General features: G+C 72.3%; 22 protein-coding genes. 7 read left to right on the top strand and 15 right to left on the bottom strand.

The genetic code is table 11. The features are described from left to right. The first annotated feature begins 4 nt into the window (after positions 1–4). On the top strand, positions 5–1,069 hold the full coding sequence (locus V5P93_RS06880; protein ID WP_104478530.1) for an acetate/propionate family kinase: 1,065 nt from the start codon (positions 5–7) through the stop codon (positions 1,067–1,069). A 42-nt stretch (positions 1,070–1,111) separates the two neighbouring features. Beyond that, a complete protein-coding gene (locus V5P93_RS06875; protein WP_104478529.1) occupies positions 1,112–2,206 on the top strand; it encodes a DUF371 domain-containing protein in 1,095 nt (364 codons plus the stop codon). Here V5P93_RS06875 and kamB read toward each other — a convergent pair. From kamB to V5P93_RS06825, 10 genes are all read right to left on the bottom strand, one after another. Continuing rightward, positions 2,190–2,846 (bottom strand): 16S rRNA (adenine(1408)-N(1))-methyltransferase KamB, encoded by a 657-nt coding sequence (gene kamB, locus V5P93_RS06870; RefSeq protein ID WP_104478528.1) that lies wholly within the window; start codon positions 2,844–2,846, stop codon positions 2,190–2,192. The two genes, V5P93_RS06875 and kamB, sit on opposite strands and share 17 nt — an antisense overlap. 131 nt (positions 2,847–2,977) lie before the next feature. Beyond that, complete coding sequence (locus V5P93_RS06865) at positions 2,978–3,868, bottom strand: hypothetical protein (protein ID WP_104478527.1); 891 nt, start codon at positions 3,866–3,868, stop codon at positions 2,978–2,980. Positions 3,869–4,189: 321 nt separating this feature from the next. After that, positions 4,190–4,561, bottom strand: coding sequence for an STAS domain-containing protein (locus V5P93_RS06860; protein ID WP_181043412.1), 372 nt, complete (start codon positions 4,559–4,561; stop codon positions 4,190–4,192). A 477-nt stretch (positions 4,562–5,038) separates the two neighbouring features. After that, positions 5,039–5,500: a PPOX class F420-dependent oxidoreductase gene (locus tag V5P93_RS06855; RefSeq protein WP_104478525.1), complete on the bottom strand. Its 462-nt coding sequence runs from the start codon at positions 5,498–5,500 to the stop codon at positions 5,039–5,041. After that, the gene (locus V5P93_RS06850; RefSeq protein WP_374065521.1) at positions 5,500–6,435 is read right to left on the bottom strand and encodes an acyl-CoA desaturase; all 936 of its coding nucleotides are present in this window, start codon (positions 6,433–6,435) and stop codon (positions 5,500–5,502) included. Before V5P93_RS06850 ends, V5P93_RS06855 begins: the two co-directional genes overlap by 1 nt. Positions 6,436–6,643: 208 nt before the next feature. Continuing rightward, positions 6,644–7,426, bottom strand: a complete 783-nt coding sequence (locus tag V5P93_RS06845) for a trypsin-like serine protease (RefSeq protein ID WP_104478524.1) — start codon at positions 7,424–7,426, stop codon at positions 6,644–6,646. A gap of 125 nt (positions 7,427–7,551) precedes the next feature. Continuing rightward, positions 7,552–8,541: an SMP-30/gluconolactonase/LRE family protein gene (locus tag V5P93_RS06840; RefSeq protein ID WP_342752257.1), complete on the bottom strand. Its 990-nt coding sequence runs from the start codon at positions 8,539–8,541 to the stop codon at positions 7,552–7,554. A gap of 67 nt (positions 8,542–8,608) precedes the next feature. Then, positions 8,609–9,646, bottom strand: coding sequence for a phosphotransferase family protein (locus tag V5P93_RS06835; RefSeq protein ID WP_245931190.1), 1,038 nt, complete (start codon positions 9,644–9,646; stop codon positions 8,609–8,611). Beyond that, complete coding sequence (locus tag V5P93_RS06830) at positions 9,643–10,833, bottom strand: acyl-CoA dehydrogenase family protein (protein ID WP_104478523.1); 1,191 nt, start codon at positions 10,831–10,833, stop codon at positions 9,643–9,645. Before V5P93_RS06830 ends, V5P93_RS06835 begins: the two co-directional genes overlap by 4 nt. A gap of 123 nt (positions 10,834–10,956) precedes the next feature. Continuing rightward, positions 10,957–12,516: an acyl-CoA synthetase gene (locus V5P93_RS06825; protein ID WP_219823948.1), complete on the bottom strand. Its 1,560-nt coding sequence runs from the start codon at positions 12,514–12,516 to the stop codon at positions 10,957–10,959. A gap of 170 nt (positions 12,517–12,686) precedes the next feature. Here V5P93_RS06825 and V5P93_RS06820 point away from each other — a divergent pair, with 170 nt between their 5' ends. After that, positions 12,687–14,333 (top strand): bifunctional 3'-5' exonuclease/DNA polymerase, encoded by a 1,647-nt coding sequence (locus V5P93_RS06820; protein WP_104478522.1) that lies wholly within the window; start codon positions 12,687–12,689, stop codon positions 14,331–14,333. Positions 14,334–14,335: 2 nt separating this feature from the next. Here V5P93_RS06820 and V5P93_RS06815 read toward each other — a convergent pair whose 3' ends face one another. Next, the gene (locus V5P93_RS06815; RefSeq protein WP_104478521.1) at positions 14,336–15,493 is read right to left on the bottom strand and encodes an alpha-hydroxy-acid oxidizing protein; all 1,158 of its coding nucleotides are present in this window, start codon (positions 15,491–15,493) and stop codon (positions 14,336–14,338) included. Then, the gene (locus V5P93_RS06810) at positions 15,490–17,160 is read right to left on the bottom strand and encodes a tetratricopeptide repeat protein (RefSeq protein ID WP_104478520.1); all 1,671 of its coding nucleotides are present in this window, start codon (positions 17,158–17,160) and stop codon (positions 15,490–15,492) included. The genes V5P93_RS06815 and V5P93_RS06810 overlap by 4 nt, the downstream gene beginning before the upstream one ends. Before the next feature lie 236 nt (positions 17,161–17,396). Between V5P93_RS06810 and V5P93_RS06805 the strand changes: the two genes are divergently transcribed. Beyond that, positions 17,397–18,647, top strand: coding sequence for a Bcr/CflA family multidrug efflux MFS transporter (locus V5P93_RS06805; protein WP_104478519.1), 1,251 nt, complete (start codon positions 17,397–17,399; stop codon positions 18,645–18,647). A 531-nt stretch (positions 18,648–19,178) separates the two neighbouring features. Here V5P93_RS06805 and V5P93_RS06800 read toward each other — a convergent pair. Beyond that, the gene (locus V5P93_RS06800) at positions 19,179–19,412 is read right to left on the bottom strand and encodes a hypothetical protein (RefSeq protein ID WP_104478518.1); all 234 of its coding nucleotides are present in this window, start codon (positions 19,410–19,412) and stop codon (positions 19,179–19,181) included. Between the two features lie 157 nt (positions 19,413–19,569). On the opposite strand from V5P93_RS06800, the gene V5P93_RS06795 reads away from it, so the two are divergent. Further along, a complete protein-coding gene (locus V5P93_RS06795) occupies positions 19,570–20,775 on the top strand; it encodes an NAD(P)/FAD-dependent oxidoreductase (protein ID WP_104478517.1) in 1,206 nt (401 codons plus the stop codon). Here V5P93_RS06795 and V5P93_RS06790 read toward each other — a convergent pair. Continuing rightward, positions 20,772–20,948, bottom strand: coding sequence for a hypothetical protein (locus V5P93_RS06790; RefSeq protein ID WP_181043411.1), 177 nt, complete (start codon positions 20,946–20,948; stop codon positions 20,772–20,774). The genes V5P93_RS06795 and V5P93_RS06790 overlap by 4 nt on opposite strands. Positions 20,949–21,662: 714 nt before the next feature. Here V5P93_RS06790 and V5P93_RS06785 point away from each other — a divergent pair. Continuing rightward, a complete protein-coding gene (locus V5P93_RS06785; protein ID WP_104478516.1) occupies positions 21,663–22,157 on the top strand; it encodes a PH domain-containing protein in 495 nt (164 codons plus the stop codon). Then, on the top strand, positions 22,154–23,662 hold the full coding sequence (locus V5P93_RS06780; protein WP_104478515.1) for a PH domain-containing protein: 1,509 nt from the start codon (positions 22,154–22,156) through the stop codon (positions 23,660–23,662). Before V5P93_RS06785 ends, V5P93_RS06780 begins: the two co-directional genes overlap by 4 nt. On the opposite strand, the gene V5P93_RS06775 is transcribed toward V5P93_RS06780, so the two are convergent. Beyond that, entirely contained in the window at positions 23,659–25,137 is a 1,479-nt protein-coding gene (locus V5P93_RS06775) for a glutamate--cysteine ligase (protein WP_104478514.1), read from the bottom strand. The two genes, V5P93_RS06780 and V5P93_RS06775, sit on opposite strands and share 4 nt — an antisense overlap. Positions 25,138–25,202: the final 65 nt, after the last annotated feature.

Here is a 25,202-nt window from a genome sequence, read left to right as displayed (position 1 = left end):
CCCAATGAGGATCCTAGTGGTCAACGCCGGGTCGTCGAGCCTCAAGCTGCGGCTGCTCGGCACGGACGACGAGGTGCTGCGCTCCGCCGACACCACCCCGGAGGACCTCGACGACGTCTTGGCCGCGTGGCCATCACCGGACGCCGTGGGTCACCGGGTGGTGCACGGTGGCACCGAGTTCACCGAGCCCGTAGTGGTGGACGCGCGTGTGCGGGATGCCTTAGGTGAGTTGACGGAGTTGGCGCCGCTGCACCAGCCCAAGTCGTTGGCCGGTCTGGACGCGGTGAGTCGGTTGCTGCCGGACGTGCCCGCCGTGGCGTGCTTCGACACCGCCTTCCACACGACCCTCCCGCCTGAGGCCGCGACCTACGCGATCCCCCGGGAATGGCGCGAGCGGTACGCGATCCGCCGGTACGGCTTCCACGGCCTGTCGCACGCGTACTGCTCGGCCCGCGTCGGCACCGTGCTGGGTCGCACCGACGCCCGGGTGGTCACCTGCCACCTGGGTGCCGGTGCGTCGCTGGCGGCGGTCGTCGGCGGCCGGAGCGTGGACACGACGATGGGGTTCACGCCGCTGGAGGGTCTGGTGATGGCGACCCGCTCGGGCACGGTCGACCCGGGTCTGGTCCTGTGGTTGGCCGAGCGGATGCCCGCCGCCGAGATCGCGGAGGCACTGGAGAAGCACTCCGGGCTGTCCGCGCTGGCAGGCACCCCGGACCTGCGGGAGGTGCGGGTGGCGGCCGAGGGCGGGGACCCGGACGCGGTGCTGGCGCTGGACGTCTACGTGCACCGGATCGCCGGTGGGATCGCGGCGATGGCCGCGTCCGCGGGTGGGCTGGACGCGCTGGCGTTCACCGGCGGTGTCGGGGAGAACTCGGCGCTGATCCGGTCCAGGACGGCCGAGCGGCTGGCGTTCCTCGGGGTGGCGGTGTCGGACGAGCGCAACAACAACGGGGACGAGGACATCACCGCCGACGGGTGCGAGATCCGGACGCTGGTGGTGGCGGCCAGGGAGGACCTGGAGATCGCGCGGGGCACGCGGACCGCGCTGCTCACCGGCAGCCGCTGACGGGATACGGTCCACTCAGCCGCGAAGAGGTAGGGGGCCGAAGTGTCGACGGAACTGCTGCGGTTGCGCTGCCGGGGTCACCGTGACATCCGTGCCACCCACGGCAAGACCCTGGAGTTCACCGCGGACAGCGCCATCACCGGACGGGCCACCTGCGTCGTCGGTGTGGACGGCGTGGTGGTGGGTACTCCCCCGGCCGCGTTGGCGGGGCGGTTGCGGATCACGGTCAGCGTGGGGGAAGACAGCGCCACCGTGCACGCGGTGGCCAACTCGGGGTGGCGTCCCGGCGGTAGCGCCGTAGTTCGTCGTAGTGCACGGAGGCTGCCGAACACGCTCGGCACCGAAGCGGACCTGTCGTCGGCGGACCTACCGCGTTCGCTGGTCTTGGCGATGAGCGACCCGGACGCCGTGATCGACGTAGTGGTCACCCGCAACCCGGAGCCCGAACACCGTGTCATCCGCTACCGCGCCGGTGAGGGCCACGACGAGCGTTTGGCGGCGGAATGCGCCGCTGCGGACACCGTCCTCGCGGAAGACCCCGGCGCACGTGCCGTGATCACCGCCCACGGCGCCACACCGCAGTCGACGGCCACCGAAGGACGGATCCTCGCCGTGTCCACTACGGACACCATCTCCCCCACCGTCCAAAAGCTGCTTACCGCGCGTCCCACTGTCGAATGTCTCGGTGTGCCAACGGAACTCGCGGTGTCCGGCGCGACCCCCATCGCCGCTCCAACGCTCCTCGCCGTGGGCCGGTCGCGCAAGGAAGTCCTGCGCCTGGCCACGAACCGGCACGCGCGCCTGGTCTTCGACTGCCCCGGCGACGAACTGCCGCGCCGACTCGCCGAGATCGCCCGCGAGACCGGCGCCCACCACGCCTCGGTGCTGGTCACCGACGAACGACCGGTCTGGGGACCCCTGGACGAGTTCACCGAACTCACCGGTGACGTGTTGTGCGCGGTGGACCCCGTCCAGTCCGAAATGGATGACGTCGACCTTGACCCCACTACGCTGCTGACGGCGTTGTTGGCGCAAGAGGTCTCAGCGACGACGCTGGTGCGCGCCCTGACCGATCAGCCCGGCTGGTCGCGCAAGCGCGCCTACGACTTCGTGCTCGGCCTCAGTCGGAAGGGTTGATCACACCGGTCAACGCCAAGACCTCCAACTGGTCGCGGGAGGAGTTCAACCGCCGTGTCCACGAGGTCGACAGCGCGGCGATGGCGTCGTCGTCGAGGTAGGCGGATTCGTCCAACCGCCACCCCGCCGCCGCGTACACCGGCCCCAACTCAGCCACGGCGGACTCCGGCGTCGGCTCCGGGTGCTCCCCCACCTCCGGGACCGGCGGACGCCAGGCGTGCAGGTTGAGGCTGACCAGGAACCGGCTGTCCGGCGCGCACACCGCCGCGATGCCCTTGAGCATCGCCGGGTCACCGCCGAGCACGCCGCGCAGCAGGCTCCCCCACGGCATCAGCACGTGGACCTCGGTGATGTCGCGCAGTTCCCCGGGCAACCGCTCGGCCGCGGCCCACACGTAGAGCAGGTTGGCGAGGCCGCCCTTCTTGGGGCTGGCGCTGGCTTTCGTCGCGACCTTGCGTAGGTTGTCCTTGGCCGCGTCCAGGCCGATCACCAGCGTGTCCGGGGTCGCGCGGGCCACGGCGAGGGGGTGCTTGCCGTCGCCGGTGCCGATGTCGAGCACCGCGCCGGAGTACCGCGCGCGCAGGTCGGCGAACTCGGCGGGACCGACGTCGACGACCTGTTTGCCGGTGATGCGACGCATGCCCGGGAGTTTAGTTGGCCGAGCCCCGGTGGCCTTGTGGGCCACCGGGGCTCGGTGGTGTGGGCCGTCGCGGCGCGTTGGCGGGGCGGCGGCGTTTCCTCTCGGCTGGGTCTTGCCAGCCAGTCCGTGGGCTACCGCGCGGGGCCGCCGGTCACGTCGACCGGGCCACCGGGCAGCGCGGGCAGGCCGGGGATGCCGCTCAGGTCGGACTCATCCGGGAGCAGCGCGTCCACCGTGCCGGTGTGCGTGGTCGTAGTGGTGTCCGTGCCGGCGACGGTGCCGGTGACGTCGGTGAAGTGGGTGCCGTTGATGTCGGTGCCCGTCATGTCAGTGGCGGTGTCGGTCGCGTCGGTGTTGGTCACGTCGGTGCCGGTGACGTCGGTGACGGTGTCCGTCGCGTCCGTGTCGGTCGCGTCGGGTTCGGTCACAATGGGGGGCGTCAGCTCCGGGATCGCGACGTCCGGCGGGTTCAGGTCCGGGGCGGTCACCTCCGGCGCCGTCAGGTCCGGGACGGTGACAGTGACATCAGGAGCCGTGACGTCCGGGGTCGTGGGCGTGGTGAGGTCGGGCGCGGTCACGTCGGGCAGGGCGCCGACCAGCGGTGGCAGCTGGGGCAGCGCCGGGATCCCGGGGGTGCCCGGGGGCAGCACGCTGATCAGCGCCTCGGCCAGCGACTGGGCCAGGTCGAGCAGCGCCCAGACCAGGTCGGGGTTGATCGGGCCCGGCAGCGGCAGGATGTTCTGCACCTCGGCGGCCTTGGCGTCCGCCGGGTCGGCGAGGTCGGTCACGCCGCAGCCGCGCACGTGGTTGAGCACGTCGCGCAGCTCGCCCACCCGGCCTGCCAGCGCGGCGTCGTCCCCGGCGGCGTCGTAGAGCGCGCGGTAGGCCGTGGTCAGCTCGACGACTTGGGCCGCCGTGACCCCGTCGCGCGCGGGCGCGGCCGAGGCGATGGTCGCGCCGGTGGTCGCCAGCACACTCGTCGTCGCGAGGGCGGTCACGATGCGAACGAGGTGACGGTTCATGAAGGAGGTTCCTCTCCGGCTGGGATGCGTTCTCTGCGCCTCAACGGCTACCAGCTCGCCCCGGCGGCGACCGGATGATCACCCGCCGGGTGGCGACTCCCGAACGCGCTCCGCAGTCGGCCCGTCGGCCGGATGACGCCCCAAAGGCTGACCCGGCCCCCGCACGTGGCCGCGCTCGCCGCCCCAGAGCGGCAACCAGGCGGGTCGGGTGACGGTCGACCCGCTCGAACGAGTCAATATGGGACGTGGCGCGCCAAATACCCCCCATCGGGAAAGCGCCGGAATGGCCCGTCCGCGAATCACGGACGGATCACCGTCAGATCACCACTGGAAGCGCCCGGCCGGTTCCAGCGCTTCTTCGAGGTCGCGGTAGACCGCGACGAGACCACCCACCCCGGTGACCTGGAGGGTGCTCAGCGCGGGCCCGGTGGGCGCGGCGACGCGCAGCAGCCTGCCGCGGTGCAGGCAGTGGTAGTGCGCGCGGAGGATCAACGAGGCCGCGCCGATGCTGAGGAAGGCGACACCGGTCAGGTCGACGACGACGTAGCGCTTGGTGGTGTTCTCGGCGCAGGCGTCCTCGATCTGCTCGCGCCACAGGTGCTCGGTGTGCATGTCGATGCGGCCGACCGCGGCGACGACGATGGCCGAGCGGGTGCCCTTGACCGTCACGGCGAGAGGGGCGCGCGAGTCCACCTCGAAACCTCCTCGCGCACGACACCACCAAGATCGCCGGACTATAACTGACGATTGTCGTCACAGATACCGCACCGACGCGACCCCGTGCGCAAGACCACAGGAAAAATGCGTCTGATTCAGTGAATTGTGCATACGTGCGGCAGCGGGTTCGCGATCTTCCCACCGGCGGTCACTCGCCGCTCGGGGCAGGCTCCTCACCCGAACGAGTCGGTTGCGCGCCACCCGAAAGTGGACGCCGCAGGCCCGCGCGACCGCCGTCCGCGGTGGCGGGCCCCCACCGCCACCACGACGACCACCCACCGTCCTGCGGCTCGTCGGCGATCCGCGCCCAGGCCAGGTCCCTCAACTCGACCGACATACCGGAGTGATCGGCCGAATGGAGCAGGTTATTACCCAACGCAGTCAGAACTCACCCGAAAGAAGGAGTAACCCGAAGCCGTTTGCGTGAGGAGTGATCACTTCTCGTGACCGGGGTCAGGGCGTCAGGCCGGGCGGGAAGCCACCGGTCGCGATCGGACCCCAGTGGGTGATGGTGACGCGGACCAGGCACTTGCCCTGCCGCGACATCGCCGCCCGGTACGCCGACCAGTCCGGGTGCTCCCCGGAGATCGACCGGTAGTACTCGACCAGCGGCTCCAGCGCGTCCGGCAGGTCCAGCACCTCCGCCTCCCCGCCGATCTGGGCGTACGGGCCGTTCCAGTCGTCGGACAGCACGCACGCCGACGCCGCGGGCCGCCTGCGCAGGTTGGCGACCTTCGCGCGCGCCGGGTACGTGGAGACCACCACGCGGCCCTCGGCGTCCACGCCGTAGGTGACCGGCGAGAGCTGCGGGCTGCCGTCCGCGCGCGTGGTCACCAGGACGCAGCGGGTGCGGGCGCGCAGGAACTCCAGCAGCTCGTCGCGCTCGGGGACCCGGGCGGACGCCGTGCGCGGCATCAGTCGGCCGCCAACTTGGCCAACCGCTGCGGGGTCGGCCAGCGCACCTCGGTGACCCAGCCGAACCGCTCGAACAGCCAGATGACCCGCGCCGAGACGTCGAGCTGGCCGCGCCGCACGCCGTGCCGGGCCGAGGTCGGGTCGGCGTGGTGCAGGTTGTGCCAGGCCTCGCCCATGGACAGGATCGCCAGCGGCCAGAAGTTGGTCGCCTTGTCCCGGGACTTGAACGGCCGGTCGCCGACGATGTGGCAGATCGAGTTCACCGACCAGGTCACGTGGTGCAGCAGCGACACCCGGACCAGCCCGGCCCAGAAGAACGCGGTCACCGCGCCCCACCACGACCAGGTGATCAGGCCGCCGAGCAGCGCGGGCGCCAGCAGCGTCACCGCGGTCCACAGGCCGAACTGCCGGTCGACGCGGCGGATGTCGGTGTCCGCGAGCATGTCCGGGGCGAACCGCTCGGCGTTGGTCAGCTTGCGGTCGAACACCCAGCCCATGTGCGCGTGCCAGAAGCCCTTGGCCAGCGCGACCGGCGAGGTGCCGAACGCCCACGGCGAGTGCGGGTCGCCGTCGCGGTCGGCGAACGCGTGGTGGCGGCGGTGGTCGGCGACCCAGTGCAGGATCGGCCCCTGCAGCGCCATGCTGCCCACGATCGCCAGCCCGACCCGCACCGCGCGGTTGGCCTTGAACGCGCCGTGGGTGAAGTAGCGGTGGAAGCCGACGGTCACCCCGAGGCAGGTGAAGGTGTAGAAGAAGGCGGCGAGGCCGACGTCGACCCAGCCGAGGCCCCAGCCCCAGGCGAACGGCACGGCGCCGATGAGCGCGGCGAAGGGCACCAGGATGAAGATGTACGTCCCGATCTGCGGCCAGTGCGCGCGGGGCGAGCCGAACATCGGTTTCGGCCCCACCCCGCTCTCCTCGACGGTCGCGGTCACTGCTCTGCCTCCACCCTCGCCAACCCCCGTGATCGGCGGTGTCCGGCGGTAAGCAAACCAGTCGGGGCGGCGGACACCAAGCAGTCGTTTGGTGGGCGGTTGCCCGAAATGCCGGAAGCCCGCAGCTCAGCGGAGCGCTGAGGTATGTGTCACACCAGGTCAGGCCGCTGCGGGCGGCCGGTCGGTGAACACCGGCGTCACTAGCCTTTCACCTATCCGTCAGCAGCGCGACGGCGGCCTGGATGGCCGGGGCGTAGGTCGCGATCTCGGTGTAGATGCCGGGGAACCGCGGCCGCGCGCAGCCGACCCCCCACGAGACAATCCCCACTTGCTTGGGCGTGCCGTCGGCCTCGCCGATGACCATCGGGCCGCCGGAGTCGCCCTGGCAGGTGTCCACCCCGCCGACGTTGACGATGCCCGCGCAGAGCATGCCGGAGGGCAGGAAGGGGTAGCCGTAGCGGGTGTAGAGGGGTGCGCAGGTCGCGTCGTCGACGTACGGGACCTCGGCGTGCAGCAGGTAGCGCTGCTGGTCGCCGCCCTCCTTGTCCGCCCCCCACCCCAGGACGCGGAACGGCCCGGCCGTGACGGTCGCCCGCTTGAGCGGCAACACCGGCGCCTTGACGCGGGTGGCGAGCTTGATGAGCGCCCAGTCGTAGCCGCGGCTGACGGTGGTGTACTGCTCGGGGCGGTAGACGTAGACCGACTTCACCACTGTCGCTTTTGGACTTTGCAGGTCGACCACGCCGAAGGTGGCCTGGATGGTGGCGTCGGGTCCGGTGCCGTCGACGCAGTGGCCCGCGGTCAGGACGACCTCGGGGGCGATGAGGGAACCGCCGCAGCCCATGGAGAGCCGGGCCATCCACGGGTAGGCGCCCTGCGGGGCGCGGGTGCCGCCGACCACTCGGGCGGGGACGTCGGCGGTGGCGGGGATGCCGGCGAGGGCCAGGACGAGACCGAGCAGGGGGATCAGGAACCGGCGCGATCTCGACATCGAAATCCTCCCGTGATCACGGAGTGCTATCAGGCGGTGGCACTTCGTGCATCGTGCTCTGGCGAGCTCGACGGGACGGACCCCTTCACCGGGTCGTGTGACAGATCGTCCCCATACGGGTCGGTTCAGGGTTTGCTGAAGTGGGCCACCGAGGTCGCTTCGAGGCTGCCGAGGTAGATCTCGCCGTGGTGTTCGCGGACGCCGGTGACCATGTGGAAGCCGTCGGTGGTGGGGCCTCTGAAGTCGTGGACGGGGTGGCCGGTGGTGCCGTCGACGGCGCGGGCCCAGACTTCGGTTCCCTCCTTCGCGTACCACCGCTCGGGGACCCGCCAGAGAAGTTTGCGGACGGCGGGTGGGGTTCGCAGGACGAGGTCCAGCAGTCGGCGGCGAGGGCTGGCCAGCGCTATCCAGATGAGGCCGTCGGTGCCGGTCGAGATGTTGTCCGGGAAGCCGGGCAGGTTGTCGACGAGCACGTCGGACGTCCCCTGTTTCTCCCCGGTCAGCCAGACCCTGCGCAGCGCGTACTCCCAGCCGTCGACGACCACGACGTACGACTCGTCCGGGGCGAGGGCCACGCCGTTGGCGAAGTGCAGGCCGTCGAGCAGCACCTCGACCTCGCCGTCCGGCGACCTCCGGCGCAGGCTGCCCGTGGCCCGGTGCTCGAACAGGTCCGCCCGCCAGTGCGGCAGGTCGAAGCGCTCGGTGGAGTTGGTGAAGTAGACCGTGCCGTCGGCCGCCACGGCCGCGTTGTTGCAGACCCGCAGGTCCGCACCGGCCGGGATCAGCAGCTCGATGTCGCCGGTGCCCCGGTCGACCAGCAGCAGGCCGCGCGCGGCGTCGCAGACCAGGAGGCGGCCGTCGGGGTGGTGTTCGAGGCCGAGGGGCCTGCCGCCGGTGTCGGCGATCGTGTCGAGGCGGCGGCCGTCGGCGGTCAGCCGGAGGATCCGGCCGTCGTCGACGCCGGTGTAGAGGTGGCCGTGGTCGTCGATCAGGACGTCTTCCGGGCCGCGTCCGTTGACCGGCAGCACGGTCAGCCGGGGCAGCGTCCGCTTGCTCGGCGCGCGACCCGGCCGCGGGGGGCGCCAGGCCACCGGATCGATCTTCGGACGGGACACGGCGATCACCCCTCGCGGTGGGGACGGCGTTGTGGTGGCCACGATACGAGGGGTTGGGCCTGTTCGCTTAGCGGCCAATCACCGTGTGGCAACGGGATTCCAGGTACTCGACCAGCCGCCGGAAGTCGGCGAAGGCCGGGTTGCCGGTCTGCCCGTGGTGGTAGCGGTAGTAGATCTGCTGGGCGATGGCGGCTAGGCGGAAAAGTCCGAAAACCTCGTAGAAATCCCAATCCGCGCAAGCCAAGCCCGTGTGCTCGCGGTAGCGCGCGATGACCTCCGCGCGGGTGAGCATGCCGGGGAGGTGGGTCGGCTGCCTGCGCAGCTCGCGGAACACGGCGTCGTCATCGGCCTGGGGCCAGTAGGCGAGCGCGCCCGCCAGGTCCATCAGCGGGTCGCCGAGGGTGGCCATTTCCCAGTCCAGCACACCGACCACCGCCAGCTCGGCGTCGAGCACGACGTTGTCCAGGCGCCAGTCGTTGTGGATCACGACGGTGGCGACGTCCTCGGGCCGGTTGGCTGCCAGCCACGTCGTGACGGCGGCGAAGTCCGGCGCGTTGCCCGTGCGCGCGGCGGAGTACCGCGCCGTCCACCCCCGCACTTGGCGGCCGACGTATCCGGCACCGCGTCCGAGGTCCGCCAACCCGGCGGCTTCGGGGTCGACGCCGTGCAGGTCGACCAGGCGGTCCACCAACGCGGTCGACAGTTCGTGCGCTTGCCGCTCGGACAGGGTCATGCCCGCGGGCAGGTCTCGGCGCAGGATCGTGCCCTGGATGCGTTGCATCACATAGAAGTCCGCGCCGATCACGGCCGGGTCGCGGCACAGGCCGTAGACCTCGGGGACCAGCGGGTACACCGGTTTCAGGCGTTGCTGCACCAGGTATTCGCGGCGCATGTCGTGCGCGGACACCGCTTTTCGGCTGGCTGGTGGTCGGCGCAGGACGAGTTCGCGGTCGGGGTAGGTGAGCAGGTAGGTCAGGTTCGAGGCGCCACCGGGGAACTGGCGGACTCGCGGACGTTCGTCGCCTATGTCCATAGTGGACTTCAACCACGCGTGGACGGCGACGACGTCGAAGCGGTCCTCCGCGCGGACCTCGCCCGCGGTCACCGGTACTTCGCGAGTTCGGCGCGGGCGACGACGGCGCGGTGCACCTCGTCCGGGCCGTCGGCGAGGCGCAGCGCGCGGGCGCTCGCGTAGGCGGCGGCGAGCGGGAAGTCATCGGTCATGCCCGCGCCGCCGTGCAACTGGATGGCCATATCGATCACGCCGAGCGCCATCGACGGCACCGCGACCTTGATCTGCGACACCGCCGAGCGCGCTCCCTCGACACCGTGCGCGTCGAGCTTCCACGCCGCGTTGAGGACCAGCAACCGGGCCTGGTCGATGGCGATGCGGGCGTCGGCGATGCGTTCGCGGTTGCCGCCCAGGTCGACCAGCGGCCTGCCGAAGGCGGTGCGCCGCGTCGCGCGGCGGCAGGCCAGTTCGAGCGCCAGTTCCGCGAGGCCGATCAGCCGCATGCAGTGGTGCACCCGGCCCGGCCCGAGTCGGCCCTGGGCGATCTCGAAGCCCCGGCCGACACCGCCGATCACCGCGTCGAGGGGCAGCCGGACGTCGGTGAAGGTGATCTCGCCGTGACCGTAGGGCGGGTCGTAGCGGCCGAACACGGGCAGCAGCCGCTCCACCCGCACGCCCGGGGTGTCCATCGGGACCAGAACCATCGAGTGCTGCGCACGGCGGTCCGCCGCGGGGCGGCTCAGGCCCATGAACACGACGAACGCGCAGTTGGCGTGGCCGGTGCCGGTGGCCAGCCACTTGGTGCCGTCGAGCACGACCTCGTCGCCGTCGACCACCGCGGTGGCGGCCATGGTCGTGGCGTCGGAGGAGGCGACGTCGGGTTCGGTCATGCAGAAGGCGGAGCGGACCTCGCCCGCGAGCAGTGGTCGCAGCCACCGGTCGCGCTGCTCGGGACTGCCGTAGAGGTGCAGCAGCTCCATGTTGCCGGTGTCGGGGGCGTTGCAGTTGAACACCTCCGGCGCGAGCACCGACCGCCCCATCTCCTCCGCGAGCGGCGCGTACTCCAGGGTGCCGAGCCCGGATTCGGCGGGGAGGAAGAGGTTCCACAGCCCCCGCTCCCGCGCCCGGCGCTTGAGTTCTTCGATGACCGGGGGCACCGTCCAGGGGTCGGCGGCGAGCGCGCGCAGGCAGTCCGGCTCCACGGGCGCGACCTCGTCGTGGATGAACGCCCTGATCCGTTCGAGGTGATCGGCCGCGGCGGCCGAGTGCGCGAAGTCCACGGGTGTCCCTCCTGCGGGGTGCCTGCCGGACAACCTACCGCGCCAGCGAGTGTCTACTGTGGATTTTCGCCCGCGACGGGAACGCGTGCGGTCGGCGGCCCGGCTTGGGCGCCCGTGGGTGGGTCAGCCCAGGTCGGCGAGGTGGGTGCGCAGGAGTTTGCCGGTGGCGTTGCGTGGGAGTTCGTCGAGGAAGACCACGTCGCGGGGGACCTTGAAGCGGGCCAGGTTCGCCTTCACGTGGCCGCGCAGGTCTTCGGCGGCGACCTCGGCGCCGGGGCTGCGCACGACGTAGGCCTTGAGGCGTTGGCCGAACTCCGGGTCGGCGACGCCGAGGACCGCCGCTTCCGCCACGCCCGGGTAGGCCACGAGCAGGTCCTCGATCTCGCCGGGGAAGACGTTCTCGCCGCCGGAGACGATCATGTCGTCGTCGCGGCCGTCGATGAACAGCCTGCCGTCGGCGTCGAAGTGGCCGAGGTCGCCGGTCGACAGCAGGCCGTCGATGATCTCCTTGTGCCTGCCGTCGGTGTAGCCGCCGAAGGCGAGGCCGCTGCCCGCGAAGACGCGAGCCGTGACGCCGTGGTCGGTGACGCGGGTGCCGCTGTCATCGAAGAGGGCGACCTGGCAGCCGACCGGGGGTTTGCCGACGGTGCCGGGGGCCGCGCGCCAGTCGGCGGGGGTGGCGACGGCGGCGACGGAGACCTCGGTCGACCCGTACAGGTTGTGGATGACGTCGCCGAACACGCGGCTCGCGCGGTTGCCGAGTTCGGGTGAGAGGGCTGAGCCCGCGGTGAACACGATGCGCAGCGTCGAGGTGTCGTAGTGGCCGATCGTGTCCGGTCCGAGGTCGAGGATCCGTTGGAGCATGGTCGGCACCAGGACGAGCGTGGTGACGCGGTGCTCCTGGATCGCGCGCAGCGTGGCCTCCGGGTCGAACCGGCGGCGCAGGACGACGGTCGAGCCGAGCGCGAAGGAGATGATGAACTGCGAGAAACCGGTGGCGTGGAACAGCGGCGCGGCGAGCAGCGTGGCCTCGCCGGTGCGCAGCGGGATCCGGTCGAGGAACTGGGCGGCGGCCAGCGGCGACCGCACCTGGCGCGGGGCACCCTTCGGGGTCCCGGTGGTGCCGCTGGTCAGCAGGACCATGCCGCCGGGTTCGCGGGGCAGCGGCACCGGGGCGTCGTCGGTGGCGGCGATGAGGTCGTCGAGGGTGGTGGCGTCGGTGGCGCTGTCGACCCAGGCGAGGAACGTCGGTAAGTCACCCGGGAGCGCGTCGACCAGCGGGGTGAACTCCTCGTCGTGCACGAAGACCGTCACGGCCTCGCGGGCGGCCACGTCCCGCAGCTGCGGACGGGCGAAGCCGGTGTTCACGAGCAGCAGCCGGGCACCCAGCTTGGCGGCGGCCAGCATGGTCTCGACGGCACCCCGGTGGTCACGGGCGAGCAGCGCGACCACCGACCGGTCGGTCACCCCGCGCTCGGTGAACGCCCTGGCCAGCGCGTTGGACCGGCGGTCGAGCTCGGCGAAGGTGAGCGGCCCGCGCTCGTCGACCAGCCCGACGGCCCGGCTGTCCCGACAGGCCGCCACCCGGGCGGCGCCCGCGATCGGGCCCAGCCGCCGGACGGCCAGCGCGGACCGCAGCACGTGGTCGGGCCGGGTCAGCGGGACCAGGCCGGCGCGGTGCATGACGTGCACGCTGCGTACCGCCGTGGGCACCTTCGTCACCAGGTCGAGCACCCGGTTGAGGTAGTGGACCACCGTCACCTCCAAGGGGTTACCGCAAGTAACACCCTGCCTGACCGGCTCGGACGCGTCAACCACCGCGGGTTGTCGGTGTTCGGGCGCAGAATGCCGGTGTGCGGGTCGTGGTGGTACCGGGGGCGGAGGGCGCCGGGCGCGTCCAGGTGCCGGACGGGCCACCGGCGGACGTCCCCGACCTCGCCGCGTGGGTGGCCGAACGGGAACGCGCCGACGCGCCGCGCTGGGTGCTGCCGTCCCTCGCGGACGCGTACCCGGCGCTGCTGCGCGCGGGCGTGCGCCTCGACCGGTGCCACGACCTGTCCCTCGCGGAGGGGATCCTGCTCGCGTTCGAGGAGCGGCCGGGGCGACCCCGGAACCTGGCGGCGGCGTGGGCCCGGCTGCGCGGCCTGCCCGAGCCGGAAGACCCGCCGCCGCTGGCGCGCGGGGAGCAACCGGCGCTGTTCGAGGCGGACCGGGGCACGACACCGGTCGGCGCCGACCCGGTGGTGGCCGCCGCGGCCGTGCTGGAGGACCAGGAGCGGCGGCTCGCGTCGACGGCCCACCCGGACCGGCTGCGGCTGCTGGTGGCCGCCGAGTCGGCGGGCGGGCTGGCCGCCGCGGAGATGACGCACCACGGATTGCCGTGGCGGGCGGACACCCACCTGGGGCTGCTGGCGGACGTGCTGGGTCCACGGCCGTCACCCGGCGCCCGGCCCGCGAAGCTGGCCGCGCTGCTGGAGCGGATCAGCGCGGCCTTCGGCGGTCGGGCGATCAACCCCGACCACCCGCCGAGCATCGTGCGCGCGTTCGCCCGCGAGGGGATCGAGGTGTCGTCGGCGCGGGCGTGGGTGCTCAAGGAGATCGACCACCCGGCCGTGGAACCGCTGCTGGAGTACAAGGAACTCGCGCGGCTGTGGGTGGCGCACGGGTGGACGTGGCTGGACTCGTGGGTCGCGGCGGGCCGGTTCCGACCGGAGTACGTCGTCGGCGGCGTGGTCTCGGGCCGGTGGGCGACCCGGGGCGGGGCGGCGTTGCAGTTGCCCCGGACGCTGCGGGCCGCCGTCCGCGCCGACCCGGGGTGGTCGCTCGTGGTGGCGGACGCGTCCCAACTGGAGCCACGCGTGCTGGGCGCGTTGTCCGGCGACGCGCGGTTCGCCGAGGTGTCGGCGACGGACGACCTGTACTCGAGCCTCGCCGCGGATGCCTTCGACGGCGACCGGGACCGTGCGAAGATCGCGATGCTGTCGGCGATGTACGGCGGCACGAGCGGCGAGGCCGGTCCCCTGCTCGCGGTGCTGCGCAAGCGTTTTCCCGTCGCGGTCGACTACGTCGAGCAGGCCGCCCGCGCGGGCGAGGACGGCCGCGTGGTGCGCTCCCGGCTGGGCCGCACGAGCCCGCCCCCGAGCGACGCCTGGCGCGAGCGGACGGCCGCCACCGGCGACGAGGTGGCGGACCGCGCGGGTCGGCAGGCGGCGCGGGACTGGGGCCGGTTCACCCGGAACTTCGTGGTGCAGGCCAGCGCGGCGGACTGGGCGCTGACGACGCTCGCGGTGCTGCGGCGGCGGCTGCACGGCTTGGCCGCGCAGATCGTGTTCTTCCAGCACGACGAGGTGATGGTGCACTGCCCGCAGGAGGAGGCGGGCGCGGTGGAGGAGGAGATCACCGAGGCCGCGACCGAGGCCAGCGGCCTGGTCTTCCCCGGCACGTCGGTCCGGTTCCCGCTCCAAGCCCACGCCGTCGACTGCTACGCCGACGCGAAATGACGTCAGCGGTGGGCTCGGTGGAGCGTGTCGGGGGTCAGGTCCTTGATCGTGGTGTTGCCGGACAGGCCCAGGGTCAGGTCGAGGTCCGCCAGGACGCTCCGGATGACGTGCCGGACGCCCTCCTCGCCGCCGAGCCCCAAGCCGTACACGTAAGGACGGCCCAGCAGGACCGCTTTCGCGCCCAGGGCAAGGGCTTTGAGCACGTCCGAGCCGTTGCGGACCCCCGAGTCGAAGAGGACCTCCAGCCGGTCCCCCACGGCCGCGACGATTTCGGGCAGCGCGTCGAGGGAAGCTACGGCGCCGTCCACCTGACGGCCGCCGTGGTTTGAGACGACGATGCCGTCCATCTCGGCGTCGGCGGCTTTCCGGGCGTCGTCGGCGTGTTGGATGCCTTTCAGCAGGATCGGGCCGTCCCAGTGTTCCCGCAGGAAGGGCAGGCTGTCCCAGCACTTGTCCGTGCCGGTGAAGAGCGAGACCCAGCGGAGGATGGCCATTCCCGGGTCGTCTTCCGGGGATTTCGCCAGGCCCGCGCGGAAAGCCGGGTCGGTGAAGGCGTTCGCCACGCCGGTTGCCCGGAGGAACGGGAGGTACGCGGTGTCGAGGTCGCGGGGGCGCCAGGCCAGGGTCCACGTGTCGAGGGTGACGACCAGGGCCGTGTAGCCCGCGGCCTTGGCCCGGTGCAGCAGGCTCGCGCAGACTTCCGGTTCGTTGGGCCAGTACAGCTGGAACCAGCGCGGGCCAGCGACCGCCGCGACGTCTTCCAGTGGGTACGAGGAAGCCGTCGACAGCACGATCGGGACGTCGAGGGCCGCGGCGGCGCGGGCGGTCGCCAGTTCGCCGTCCGGGTGGACGATCGACTGCACACCCACGGGGGCCAGCAGGACCGGCGCGGGCATCGGCGTGCCCAGGATCGTCGTGCTCAGGTCCCGGGTGGTCGCGCCGGTGAGCACGCGCGGCACGATCCGCCAGTGGGCGAAGGCTTCCCGGTTGGCGCGCATCGTGTCGCCGGAGCCCGCGCCGCCCGCCACGTACCCGAAGGGTGCCGGGGCCATCGCGGCCTCGGCTGCCTGCTCCAAGCGGGTCGTGTCCGTGGTGAACGGCGGGACCTCGTCCGCCAGTCCACGCAGGTAGATCTCGTTCTGGTAGTGCGCGTGGGTCATCGGATCGCGGCCCTGCGCAGCCCGAGCCAGCCCACCAGGGACGCCGCGAGGGACAGGACCACGGCCGCCACCAGCACGCCGACACCACCCGCGCCGAGTGCCAGGGCCACCGTCCACAGCGCCAGCATGACCGTGCCGAGGGTCAGCAGGATCGCGCCGACGGTCAGCAGGGGCATGCGGCGGAGCAACTCCTCCGGTGCCAGGCGGTTGCGGGCGGGGATGGCGCGGTAGCCGAGCGCGGCGAGCACGGAAACCGTGCCCAGCAACGCCAGCGCGAACCACGCCAGGAGCGGGCTCGGCTGCGGCCTGCCCGCGAGGACCAGCAGGAAACCGCCGATGGTCTGCCAGCCCGCGCTGCGGCGCAGGATCAGCCACAGGGAGATCTGCTGCGGTTTGCCGAAGACCACCTTCGGTTGCGCGACGTCCACCGCCACCGCTTCGGGCGCGGGCTGCCGGACGATCTTGCGCACCGGCCGCCGCACCCGTCGCGCCGGCTCCGCGGGCCCGCCCTCCGGGGCTCCGGTGACCACGGGCTCGGCCAGGTCGTCGACCACCGGCTCGGCGACCGGGGGCCGCGGCGCCGCGCGCTCGCGGACCGGGGGTCGGGCGACCGCGGCCCTGGGCACCCGCGGCTCGCGGACCGGGGGCCGGGCGGCCGGGGGTTCGGCGGGCACCGGCTCGGCGACCACCTGGATCAGCGGCTCGACCTCGTCGCGCGGCTCCGGCTCGGCGGGCACCGGCCACACCGACGACATCCGCTGCCGCCACTCGGCCTCGACCGTCCACGCCTTCGGTTCCGCGGGATCCGGCGCAACGTCCTGCTCGACCTCGGACCGCCCCACTGCCCACTCGCCTCCAGCCACGTCGCCGTCGGACAACCGAACCGTGCCCGGGACGGGCTCGTCAACCCGGGCGTCGACGGGGTCCTGGGCCTCCTCGACCTGACCGGCCACGACGTGCTCAGCTCGGTTCGGCAGCGCGATCACCTCGGCCTCGACGGCGGGCTGGGCCTCCGGCCGGGCCGCGCCGACCGCGCGGGTGCCGGGCTGCCAGGCGGGCTCGGTGCCGTCGGTCAGGCCGCGGGCGAAGGCGCGGGTCCGGCGGGCGCCGATCGACCTGGGCAGCCGGTCCAGCCGCGCGCGGACCTCGGCGTTGCCCGGGTCGAGCAGCAGCGCGTCGGTGTACGCGCGGCGGGCGAGCTCCCCGTCGCGCGCCCGGTCGGCCGCGACGCCGAGCACCTCGTGCACGCGCGGCACCTCGGGGGCGACGGCGGCGGCGCGGCGGGCCGTCTCCAGCGACTCCTCCGGCGACACCGGTCCGAGCACCTCCGACAGCGTGACCAGCGAGCGCCAGTCGCGCGGGTCGCGCCGGGCGGCCTCGCGCGCGGAGACGACCGCCTCCTCGTGGCGCCCCATCTCCGCCAGCGACAGGCTGGCCAGCCGGTGCGCCCACGAGCGCTCACCGAGGGTGATCGCTCGTTTGGCCGCGTCCAGGCAGAGCTGGTAGTCGCCCGCGTCCAGCAGCGCGGCGGCCAGCCTGCACCAGGCCTCCGAGTTGTCGGGGTGCACAACCAGCACCGGGCGGAGCAGGGCGATGGCGTCCACGGCCCGCCCGACGGCCGTGAGCTGCGCGGCTTCCACCAGGACCGTGTCGATCGACTCGACCATGGCACCTCCCGACCGTCTCGACCTCCAGTGTGTCAAGCCCCTGGGCGGTTCGGCGGGCGACCCGCGCGGCCGGTCACCAAAGGCAACACCAGTGTCCTCCGCCCAGGTGACCGGTCTCACCCGTTCACCGGGAACGACACCCGTCTGGCGGCATAGGCGCTCCCCGTCGGCGCGGTCCACAGTGGCCTTCGTCCTATCTCCGGACGTATGACCACATCGCTTCTTAAACTGGTCGGGTGTATAAGCCGCCCCGACCCACCAAGTTCCGGCTGGCCCTGATCCTGGGTGGGCTGTCGGCGTTCGGTCCGCTGTCCATCGACATGTACCTGCCCGCGTTCCCGGAGATGGCCGAGCGGCTGGGCACGGGCCCGGCGCAGATCCAGCTGACGCTGACCACGTTCATGATCGGTCTGGCGCTGGGGCAGGCGGTGGCCGGTCCGCTGTCGGACTCGTACGGCAGGCGGACACCGCTGCTGATCGGGCTGGCCCTGTACGCGGTCAGCTCGCTGGCCTGCGTGGTCGCCCCGTCGGTCTACGCGCTGGTGGCGCTGCGGCTGGCGCAGGGCTTGAGCGCGGCGACCGGCGTGGTGATCGCCCGCGCGGCGGTGCGCGACCTGTTCAGCGGGGCGGCGATGGCCCGGTTCTTCTCGGCGCTGATGGTGGTCAACGGGCTGGGGCCGCTGCTCGCGCCGATCATCGGCGGGCAGGTGCTGCGGTGGGCGTCGTGGGAGGGGATCTTCTGGGTCCTCACCGGCTTCGGGGCGCTGCTGCTGGGCGTCGTGCTGCTGTGGATGCCGGAGACGCTGCCCCCGTCGTACCGGGGGTCGGCGCACCTGGGGCGGACGGTGCGCACGTACGTGAAGATCGCGTCGGATCGCCGGTTCCTGGCGTACGCGGGGTCGACGGGCTTCATCGGCGCGGCGATGTTCGCCTACATCGCCGGGTCGTCGTTCGTGCTGCAGGACGTGCACGGGCTGAGCCCGCAGCAGTACAGCCTGGTGTTCGCGGGGAACGCGTTCGGGATCATGCTGATGTCCCAGCTGAACTCCCTGCTGCTGCGGCGGTACGCGCCGCGCGGGCTGCTCGTCGCGGGGCTGGTGGTCGGGGCTGTCGGCGGGGTGGGGGTGCTGGCGGCGGTGCTGCTGGGGCTGGGCCTGCCGTGGCTGCTGGCGGCGCTGTTCGTGGCCATCGCGTGCATCGGCATGGTGAGCCCGAACTCCACCGCGCTGGCGCTGGCCGACCACGGGGAGAACGCGGGCGCGGCGTCGGCGCTGCTGGGGGTGCTGCAGTTCGTGATCGGTGGGGTGGCGGCGCCGCTGGTCGGGTTGGGTGGGGGTCAGTCGGCGCTGCCGATGGCGATCGTGATCGCGGTGCTGTCGGTGGCGGGGATCGGGCTGTTCGCGGTGCTGCGGCCCGCGGCGTCGATCGCGGTGGAACCGGTGGCCGCGGTGCCGGTCGAGGCGGTTGAGCCGGAACGTGCCAAGTAGGCGGGTGGGTCTGCGGAATCAGCCTTCTCGGTGTCACTCGCTTCGCCCGACTGGGCGACGAGTTATCCACAGGCATGATCGGCTGGGGCCGTTTGCGCCGGTCAGCGCGGTAGAATGGATCGGGGACGCCCCCGAGGTGGGTGGGGCCTGTGCTGGGGCGGCTCGGGGCGAAACAGGGCTTTGACGACGGTCCCAGGGGTGTCGCGGCTTGGAGCGACGAGGGAACGGATTTGCGCACGGAAGCTGCGGGTTGCCTTTGCGGCGCGGCATTCGCGGGCAGGCGGGCTCGGTGAGCGCGGTGGCAGTGGTCTTGCCGCAGATTCGCGGGCGGCTACCGCCGCGATCTTGAGGTGTCCCCGCCTGAGATTGGTGACGTGCGCGCGTGGGGCGTACCGCTCGCGATGGTCCCGGGAGGCGGAATGCCTGGACTGAGGCGGCATCGGCCTCGGAGGGGTAGGCGTAGGGCTTCGGTCCCGGAGGGCGAGTTGCCTGGCCCGGGGGTGGGCCAGGCACGGAGCGCGCGAGGGCCGGTCAGTGGTCGGATTCGACCGAGGCGTCGACCACGGCGTCGCGGAGGGCGGCGCGGAGGCGGCCGACGTCGAGCGGGGAGAGGATCGCGGTCTCGCCCGGGGGCGCCACGAGGACCACGTGGCCCTGTCGCACGAAGACGGTGACGTCTCGTTTGCGGCCCGCTAAGTCGCGACAGTTGATTGACCACTCCCGGTGGCTGTTCACCGCACCCGTCCTCTCGCAGTTCGACCCCATCGGGTCAGTTTGCCTGTCAATGTGATGACGCGGACGGTAACGAGCTGTGACGGCGAAGGTGATGTGATCTCAAGATTTTCTCAGCGGGCGCGTGGGGGTCGGGTGGGTCTAACGTCGGGGACGCACCGGTTTTCCCGATCCCCAGGGGGATGAAGGCATGGCCGAACCGCACCGCATCGTCGTCGTCGGGACCGGGTTGGCGGGGGCGTCCGCCGCCGGGTCGTTGCGTGAACGGGGTTTCGCCGGGGACATCGCGCTGATCGGGCGCGATCGGCACCGGCCGTACGAGCTGCCCGCGCTGTCGAAGGCCGTGTTGCTCGGCGAAGCGGATGAGCCGGACTGGGTGCACGAGGCCGACTTCTACGACGGTATCGACCTGGTGACCGCCACCAGCGTGACGGAACTCGACCTCGGGGGACGCGCCGTGGTCGACGAGACCGGCGCGCGGCACCCGTACGACCGGCTGGTCCTGGCCACCGGCTCCACCCCGCGCACCCTGCCGGTCCCGGGCGCCGACCTCGACGGCCTGCACACCCTCCGCACCCTCGACGACTCCCTCGCCCTGCGCGCCGCGTTCGGCGACGGTGTCCGGGTCGTGGTGGTCGGCGCGGGCTGGATCGGCTGCGAGGTCGCCGCGGCGGCGCGCGGGCACGGGTCGCGAGTCACGGTCATCGAACCCGAACCGCTGCCTTTGCACCGCACCCTCGGCCCCGTCGTGGGCGAGGTGTTCCGCGACCTGCACGCCGAACACGGCGTCACCTGGCGGCTGGGCACCGGCGTCACGGAGTTCGTCGGGACCGACCGCGTCACCGGCGTCCGGCTCGCCGACGGGTCGACCGTCGACGCGGACGTCGTAGTGGTCGGCGTCGGCGCGACCCCGAACACCGCCCTCGCCGAGGCGGCGGGCTTGGAACTGGCCGACACCGGCGGCGTCGCGGTGGACGCGTCCCTGCGCACATCGGCCCCGGACGTGTACGCCATCGGCGACATCGCCGCACACTTCCACCCCCGCCACGGCACCCGCGTGCGGGTCGAGCACTGGGCGAACGCCAAGGACCAGGGCGCGACCGTCGCGGCGAGCCTGCTGGGCGAGGCCGAGCCGTACACGGCCAACCCGTACTTCTTCTCGGACCAGTACGACCTCGGCCTGGAGGTCCGCGGCCTGTTCGACCCGCTGACCGACGACCTAGTGGTCCGCGGCGACCTGGCGGAGCGCTCGTTCATCGCCTTCTGGCTGCGGGCGGGCCGGGTGCGGGGCGCGCTGAACGTCAACCAGTGGGACGACGGCGACGCGCTCCAAGCGCTGGTCGACCGGCAGGCGGAGGTCGACGAGGGGACGCTGCGATCAGGGGAGCTGGGCTAGGACGAGGCGAGGAACGCGGTGATCCGCTCGTCGACCTGACGGGCCCCGACCTTCCGCGCCCGCCTGCGCAGGGCCCGGACCCGCTCCACGGTCCGCTCGGACGACAACGGCCCCACAGCGGTCAACGCGAGTTCGGTGGCGTGGTCGGCCGCGTCGCGATCGCCGAGTGGCACGCAGGACCTCGACATCGGTCATGCCGAGGCGCATCCCACCCGCCTTGGCGACCCGGCCGCCGTGGCTCGCGGTCATGGCAAGCCACGCGGGTTCCGCGAAGGCGGCGACGGCGAGGGCCGAACCGACCATGAAGTTGCGTCGATCCAGGTCTCGACCTGACAGTTCAACCACGGTCGCGATCGTGCCATCAAAGATCGCGGAAACGTGCAACCCATCGAACGTGTTCGCCTCATCGGGCACTGAAGTGAGCCCGCAGTCGGCGACCGAGAGCCGCAGACCGAGCCTGCGGGACAGCACATCCGCGACCAACCGGGGCACCGGTGTCCGCGGCTGGGCGCCGTCGAGCAGCCGGCGCACCGATCCCGGTGCGGTGGCCAGGTGGACCCCCTCGGTGGCCCCTGCCTGGACCACCGCCCTGGCCAGTGCGGAGTTGCTCAGCCCCGCGCGGGACAGCAGTGCCCGCAGCTCTGCGTTCTCCCCGGCCATCACGATCTCCCGAGTGCCGTCGCGAACCGGTGATCGAGCGTAGGTCGAGGTCGGTGGATCTGGCGATGTGTCACCCCGAGTGGCACCTCCGGAAGGCGGCTACCCGCCCCGGGCGGTGTCGAGGTGGTCACGGCCGGTGGTCTCCGGTGATCGTCATCCTCGGGGGCGTTGGTGAGTCGTCCTCGGGAATGACGTAGGGCCACTCCGGGACGAGGCACACTTGGGGAGTGAGTGCGGAGTGGCGGTTGCGGGCGCCCGCGAACCTGGTCAGCAGGCGGGCGATTGTGCAGTGGGCGTTGCGGGCGGGGCTCTTCTGGGTCTTCGTCCTCGCTGTGCACGGGGGGATCGCGCTCTTCAGCGACGAGCCGCCCGGGTGGTTGCGGTACACGGCGATCGGCGCGGCGGTCGTCGGCGTCGTGCACGTCGCCGTCATGCCCCAGTGGCGGTACCGGGTGCACCGCTGGGAGACGACGGCGGACGCGGTGTTCACGCGGAGCGGGTGGGTGACCCAGGAGTGGCGGTTGGCGCCCATTTCGCGGATCCAGACCGTGGACACCGGGCGCGGCCCCCTCCAGCAACTCCTCAAGCTCTCGACCGTCACCATCACGACCGCCTCCGCGCAGGGGCCGTTGAAGATCGACGGGTTGGACGCGACCGTCGCCGCGAAGGTCGTCGACGAGCTGTCCGCGACCACCCAGGCCACGCCGGGGGACGCCACGTGACCGCGTTGCCCGCCGCGCCGGAGTTCGTGGAGGCCGCGCCGGAGTGGGGGCGGCTCAACCCCCGGATGATCGTCGTGCGGCCGCTCAACGAGCTGATCGGGTTGTTGCCCGTGCTGGTCGGGCTGATCTTCCTGGGCAACGTCGAGACCTGGCGGATCGTGACCAGCGTAGGCCTGGTGGCGCTCATCGTCACCTTCGGCCTGCTGTCCTGGCTCACCACCAAGTACCGCATCACCGACACCCACGTCGAACTGCACAAGGGCGTCGTCTTCCGGCAGCGCCGGAGCATCCCGCGCGACCGGGTCCGCACCGTCGACCTGACCGCGAAGCTGGGGCACCGGCTGTTCGGGCTCGCCGCCGTGCGGGTCGGCACCGGCCAGCAGGAACGCTCCCCCGGCGAGGGCACCGTGGTGCTCGACGCGGTCACCGCCGCCGAGGCCGACCGGCTGCGGCAGGCCTTCCTGCACCGGCCGACGACCCAGGTCGCGGTCGAGGCCGAAGCGACCGAGGACGAGGGTGTCCCGATCGCGGGTCTCGACACGCGGTGGTACCGGTACGCGCCGCTCACCCTCTCCGGGTTCCTCACCATCGGCATCACATTCGGTTTCATCGCCAACTTCGCCAACGAGTGGGACTTCCGCTTCTCCGAGGTCGGCGCGATCCGCGAGGGCTTCGGGTGGATCAGCCAGACCGACTGGGGCACGGTCGTACCGGTCACCGCCGGGGCCGTCGCGGTGCTGTCGGTCTTCGCCTCGCTGGCCAACTACCTGCTGCAGAACCACAACTTCCGGCTGACCCGCCAGGCCGACGGCACCGTCCGCGTCCGCCGGGGGCTGCTCACCACCCGCTCGGTGTCCATCGAGGAGAAGCGCCTGCGCGGCGCGGCGCTGCACGAGCCGCTGCTGCTGCGGGCCGGTGGTGGTGCCAGGTTGACCGCGATCACCACCGGGCTCAACCGGGCGGGCGGCAGCAGCCTGCTGCTCCCGCCCGCGCCACGCGCGGAAGCCGACCGGGTCTGCGCGGACGTCCTCGCCATCGACCAGCCGCCGACCTCGACCCCGCTGACCACCCACCCGCCCCGCGCCCGCGCCCGGCGGATCGTCCGGGCGGTCGTCCCGAACCTGCTCCTCGTGGTGGTCCTGGCGGTGCTCGACACGGCCGCGGGCTGGCCGATGTGGACGTGGCTCGCGGCCATCGCGCTGCTGCCGCTGTCCGTCCTCCTAGGACTGAGCCGCTACGCCTCACTCGGCCACGCGCTCACCGACCGCTACCTGGTCAGCCGCTCCGGCTCGCTCGACCGCCGCACGGTCGCCTTGCAGCGCACCGGTGTCCTCGGTTGGAAGCTCACCCGCACCGTGTTCCAGCGCCGCGCGGGCGTCTTCACGCTGACCGCGGTCACCGCGGCGGGCAGCGGCGGCTACCACGTCATCGACATCGGCGACCAGCAGGGCCTCGACCTGGTCGACGAGGCCGTGCCGGACCTCATCGGGCAGTTTCTCCGTTAAGGCACAGGCCAGGTGTGCACGGGTTCGTTGGTGTGCATGTGTTCCCGGTAGCGCAGCACCATTTCCCGCAGCGCCGCCGCGCGGTCCAGCGACCGGGACCGCTCCAGCGACCGCACCGCCTCGACCTGCCAGGTGGCACCGTTGCGCTCGGTCACGCACCGCTGCTCGATGATGCCCAGCAGCCGGTCCCGGTCCCCCGACGGCACACCCCAGGACGCCAGCCCTTCGTGCGCCAGCGGCAGCAGCCTGCGCAGCACCAGCTCCGCCGCCGACACCTCGCCCACGCCCGGCCAGTACACGCGCGCGTCGATCCCGTTGCGCGCCGCCGCGTGGAAGTTGTCCTCGGCGGCGGAGAAGCTCATCTGCGTCCACAGCGGACGGTCTTGGTCGACCAGGGCGCGGACGAGTCCGAAGTAGAACGCGCCGTTGGCCACCGTGTCGACCACTGACGGACCCGCTGGTAGCACCCGGTTCTCCACGCGGACGTGCGGGCGGCCTCCCGCGATGTCGTAGATGGGCCGGTTCCAGCGGTAGACCGTGCCGTTGTGCAGGCGCAGCTCGTGCAGCTCCGGGATGTCGCCGCGGGCCAGCACCTCGGCCGGGTCCTCCTCGTCGACCAGCGGCAGCAGGCCCGAGTAGTACTGCACGTTCTCCTCGAACAGGTCGAAGATGGACGTGATCCAGCGGTCGCCGAACCACACCCGGGGCCGCACGCCCTGCGCCTTCAGCTCGTCCGGCCGGGTGTCGGTGGCCTGCTCGAACAGCGCCACCCTGGTCTCGGCCCACAACTGCTTGCCGAACAGGTACGGCGCGTTCGCCCCCGTCGCGACCTGCACGCCCGCCACCACCTGGCTGGCGTTCCAGTACCGCGCGAACTCCTCCGGCGCGACCTGCAGGTGGTACTGCACGCTGGTGCAGGCGCTCTCCGGGGCGATCGAGTCGGCCGTGGTCGCCAACCGCTCCACCCCGCCGATGTTGATCTCCAGGTCCTCGCCGCGGGCGGCCAGGACCTGCTCGTTGAGCAGCTTGTAGCGGGGGTTGGCGGAGAGCACCTCGGCGCCGGTGTGCCCGGTGCGCAGCGTGGGCAGGATGCCGACCATCACGATGTGCGAGCCCATCCGCGCGGCCTTGGCCTCCGCCTCGTTCAGGTCGGCGCGGATCAGCTCCTCGAACCGGGTCAACCCGCCCGCCTCCAGCCGCTGCGGCGGCAGGTTGATCTCGATGTTGAACCGGCCCAGCTCGGTCTGGAACGCCGGGTCGGCGATGGCGGCGAGCACCTCGGCGTTGCGCATCGACGGGTCGCCCGCGCCGTCGACCAGGTTCAGCTCGATCTCCAGCCCCGCCATCGGCCGGTCGGCGTCGAAGCGGGACTCGGCGAGCATCTGCGCGAAGACGTCCAGGCACCGGCGGACCTTCTGCCGGAACCGCGTGCGGTCGGCCCGGGTGAACTCCGTCGACTCGACATCCTTGCCCATGCGACCAGCGTGATCCATCGCGGACCGACCCGCCACACCGGTTGGGCCGACCGGCCCAAGGCGCG

This window comes from Actinokineospora auranticolor, from assembly GCF_041897805.1.
Taxonomy (GTDB): domain Bacteria; phylum Actinomycetota; class Actinomycetes; order Mycobacteriales; family Pseudonocardiaceae; genus Actinokineospora; species Actinokineospora auranticolor.
Note: the sequence above shows the minus strand (reverse complement) of the source record. Positions and strands in the feature narration are given on the sequence as shown.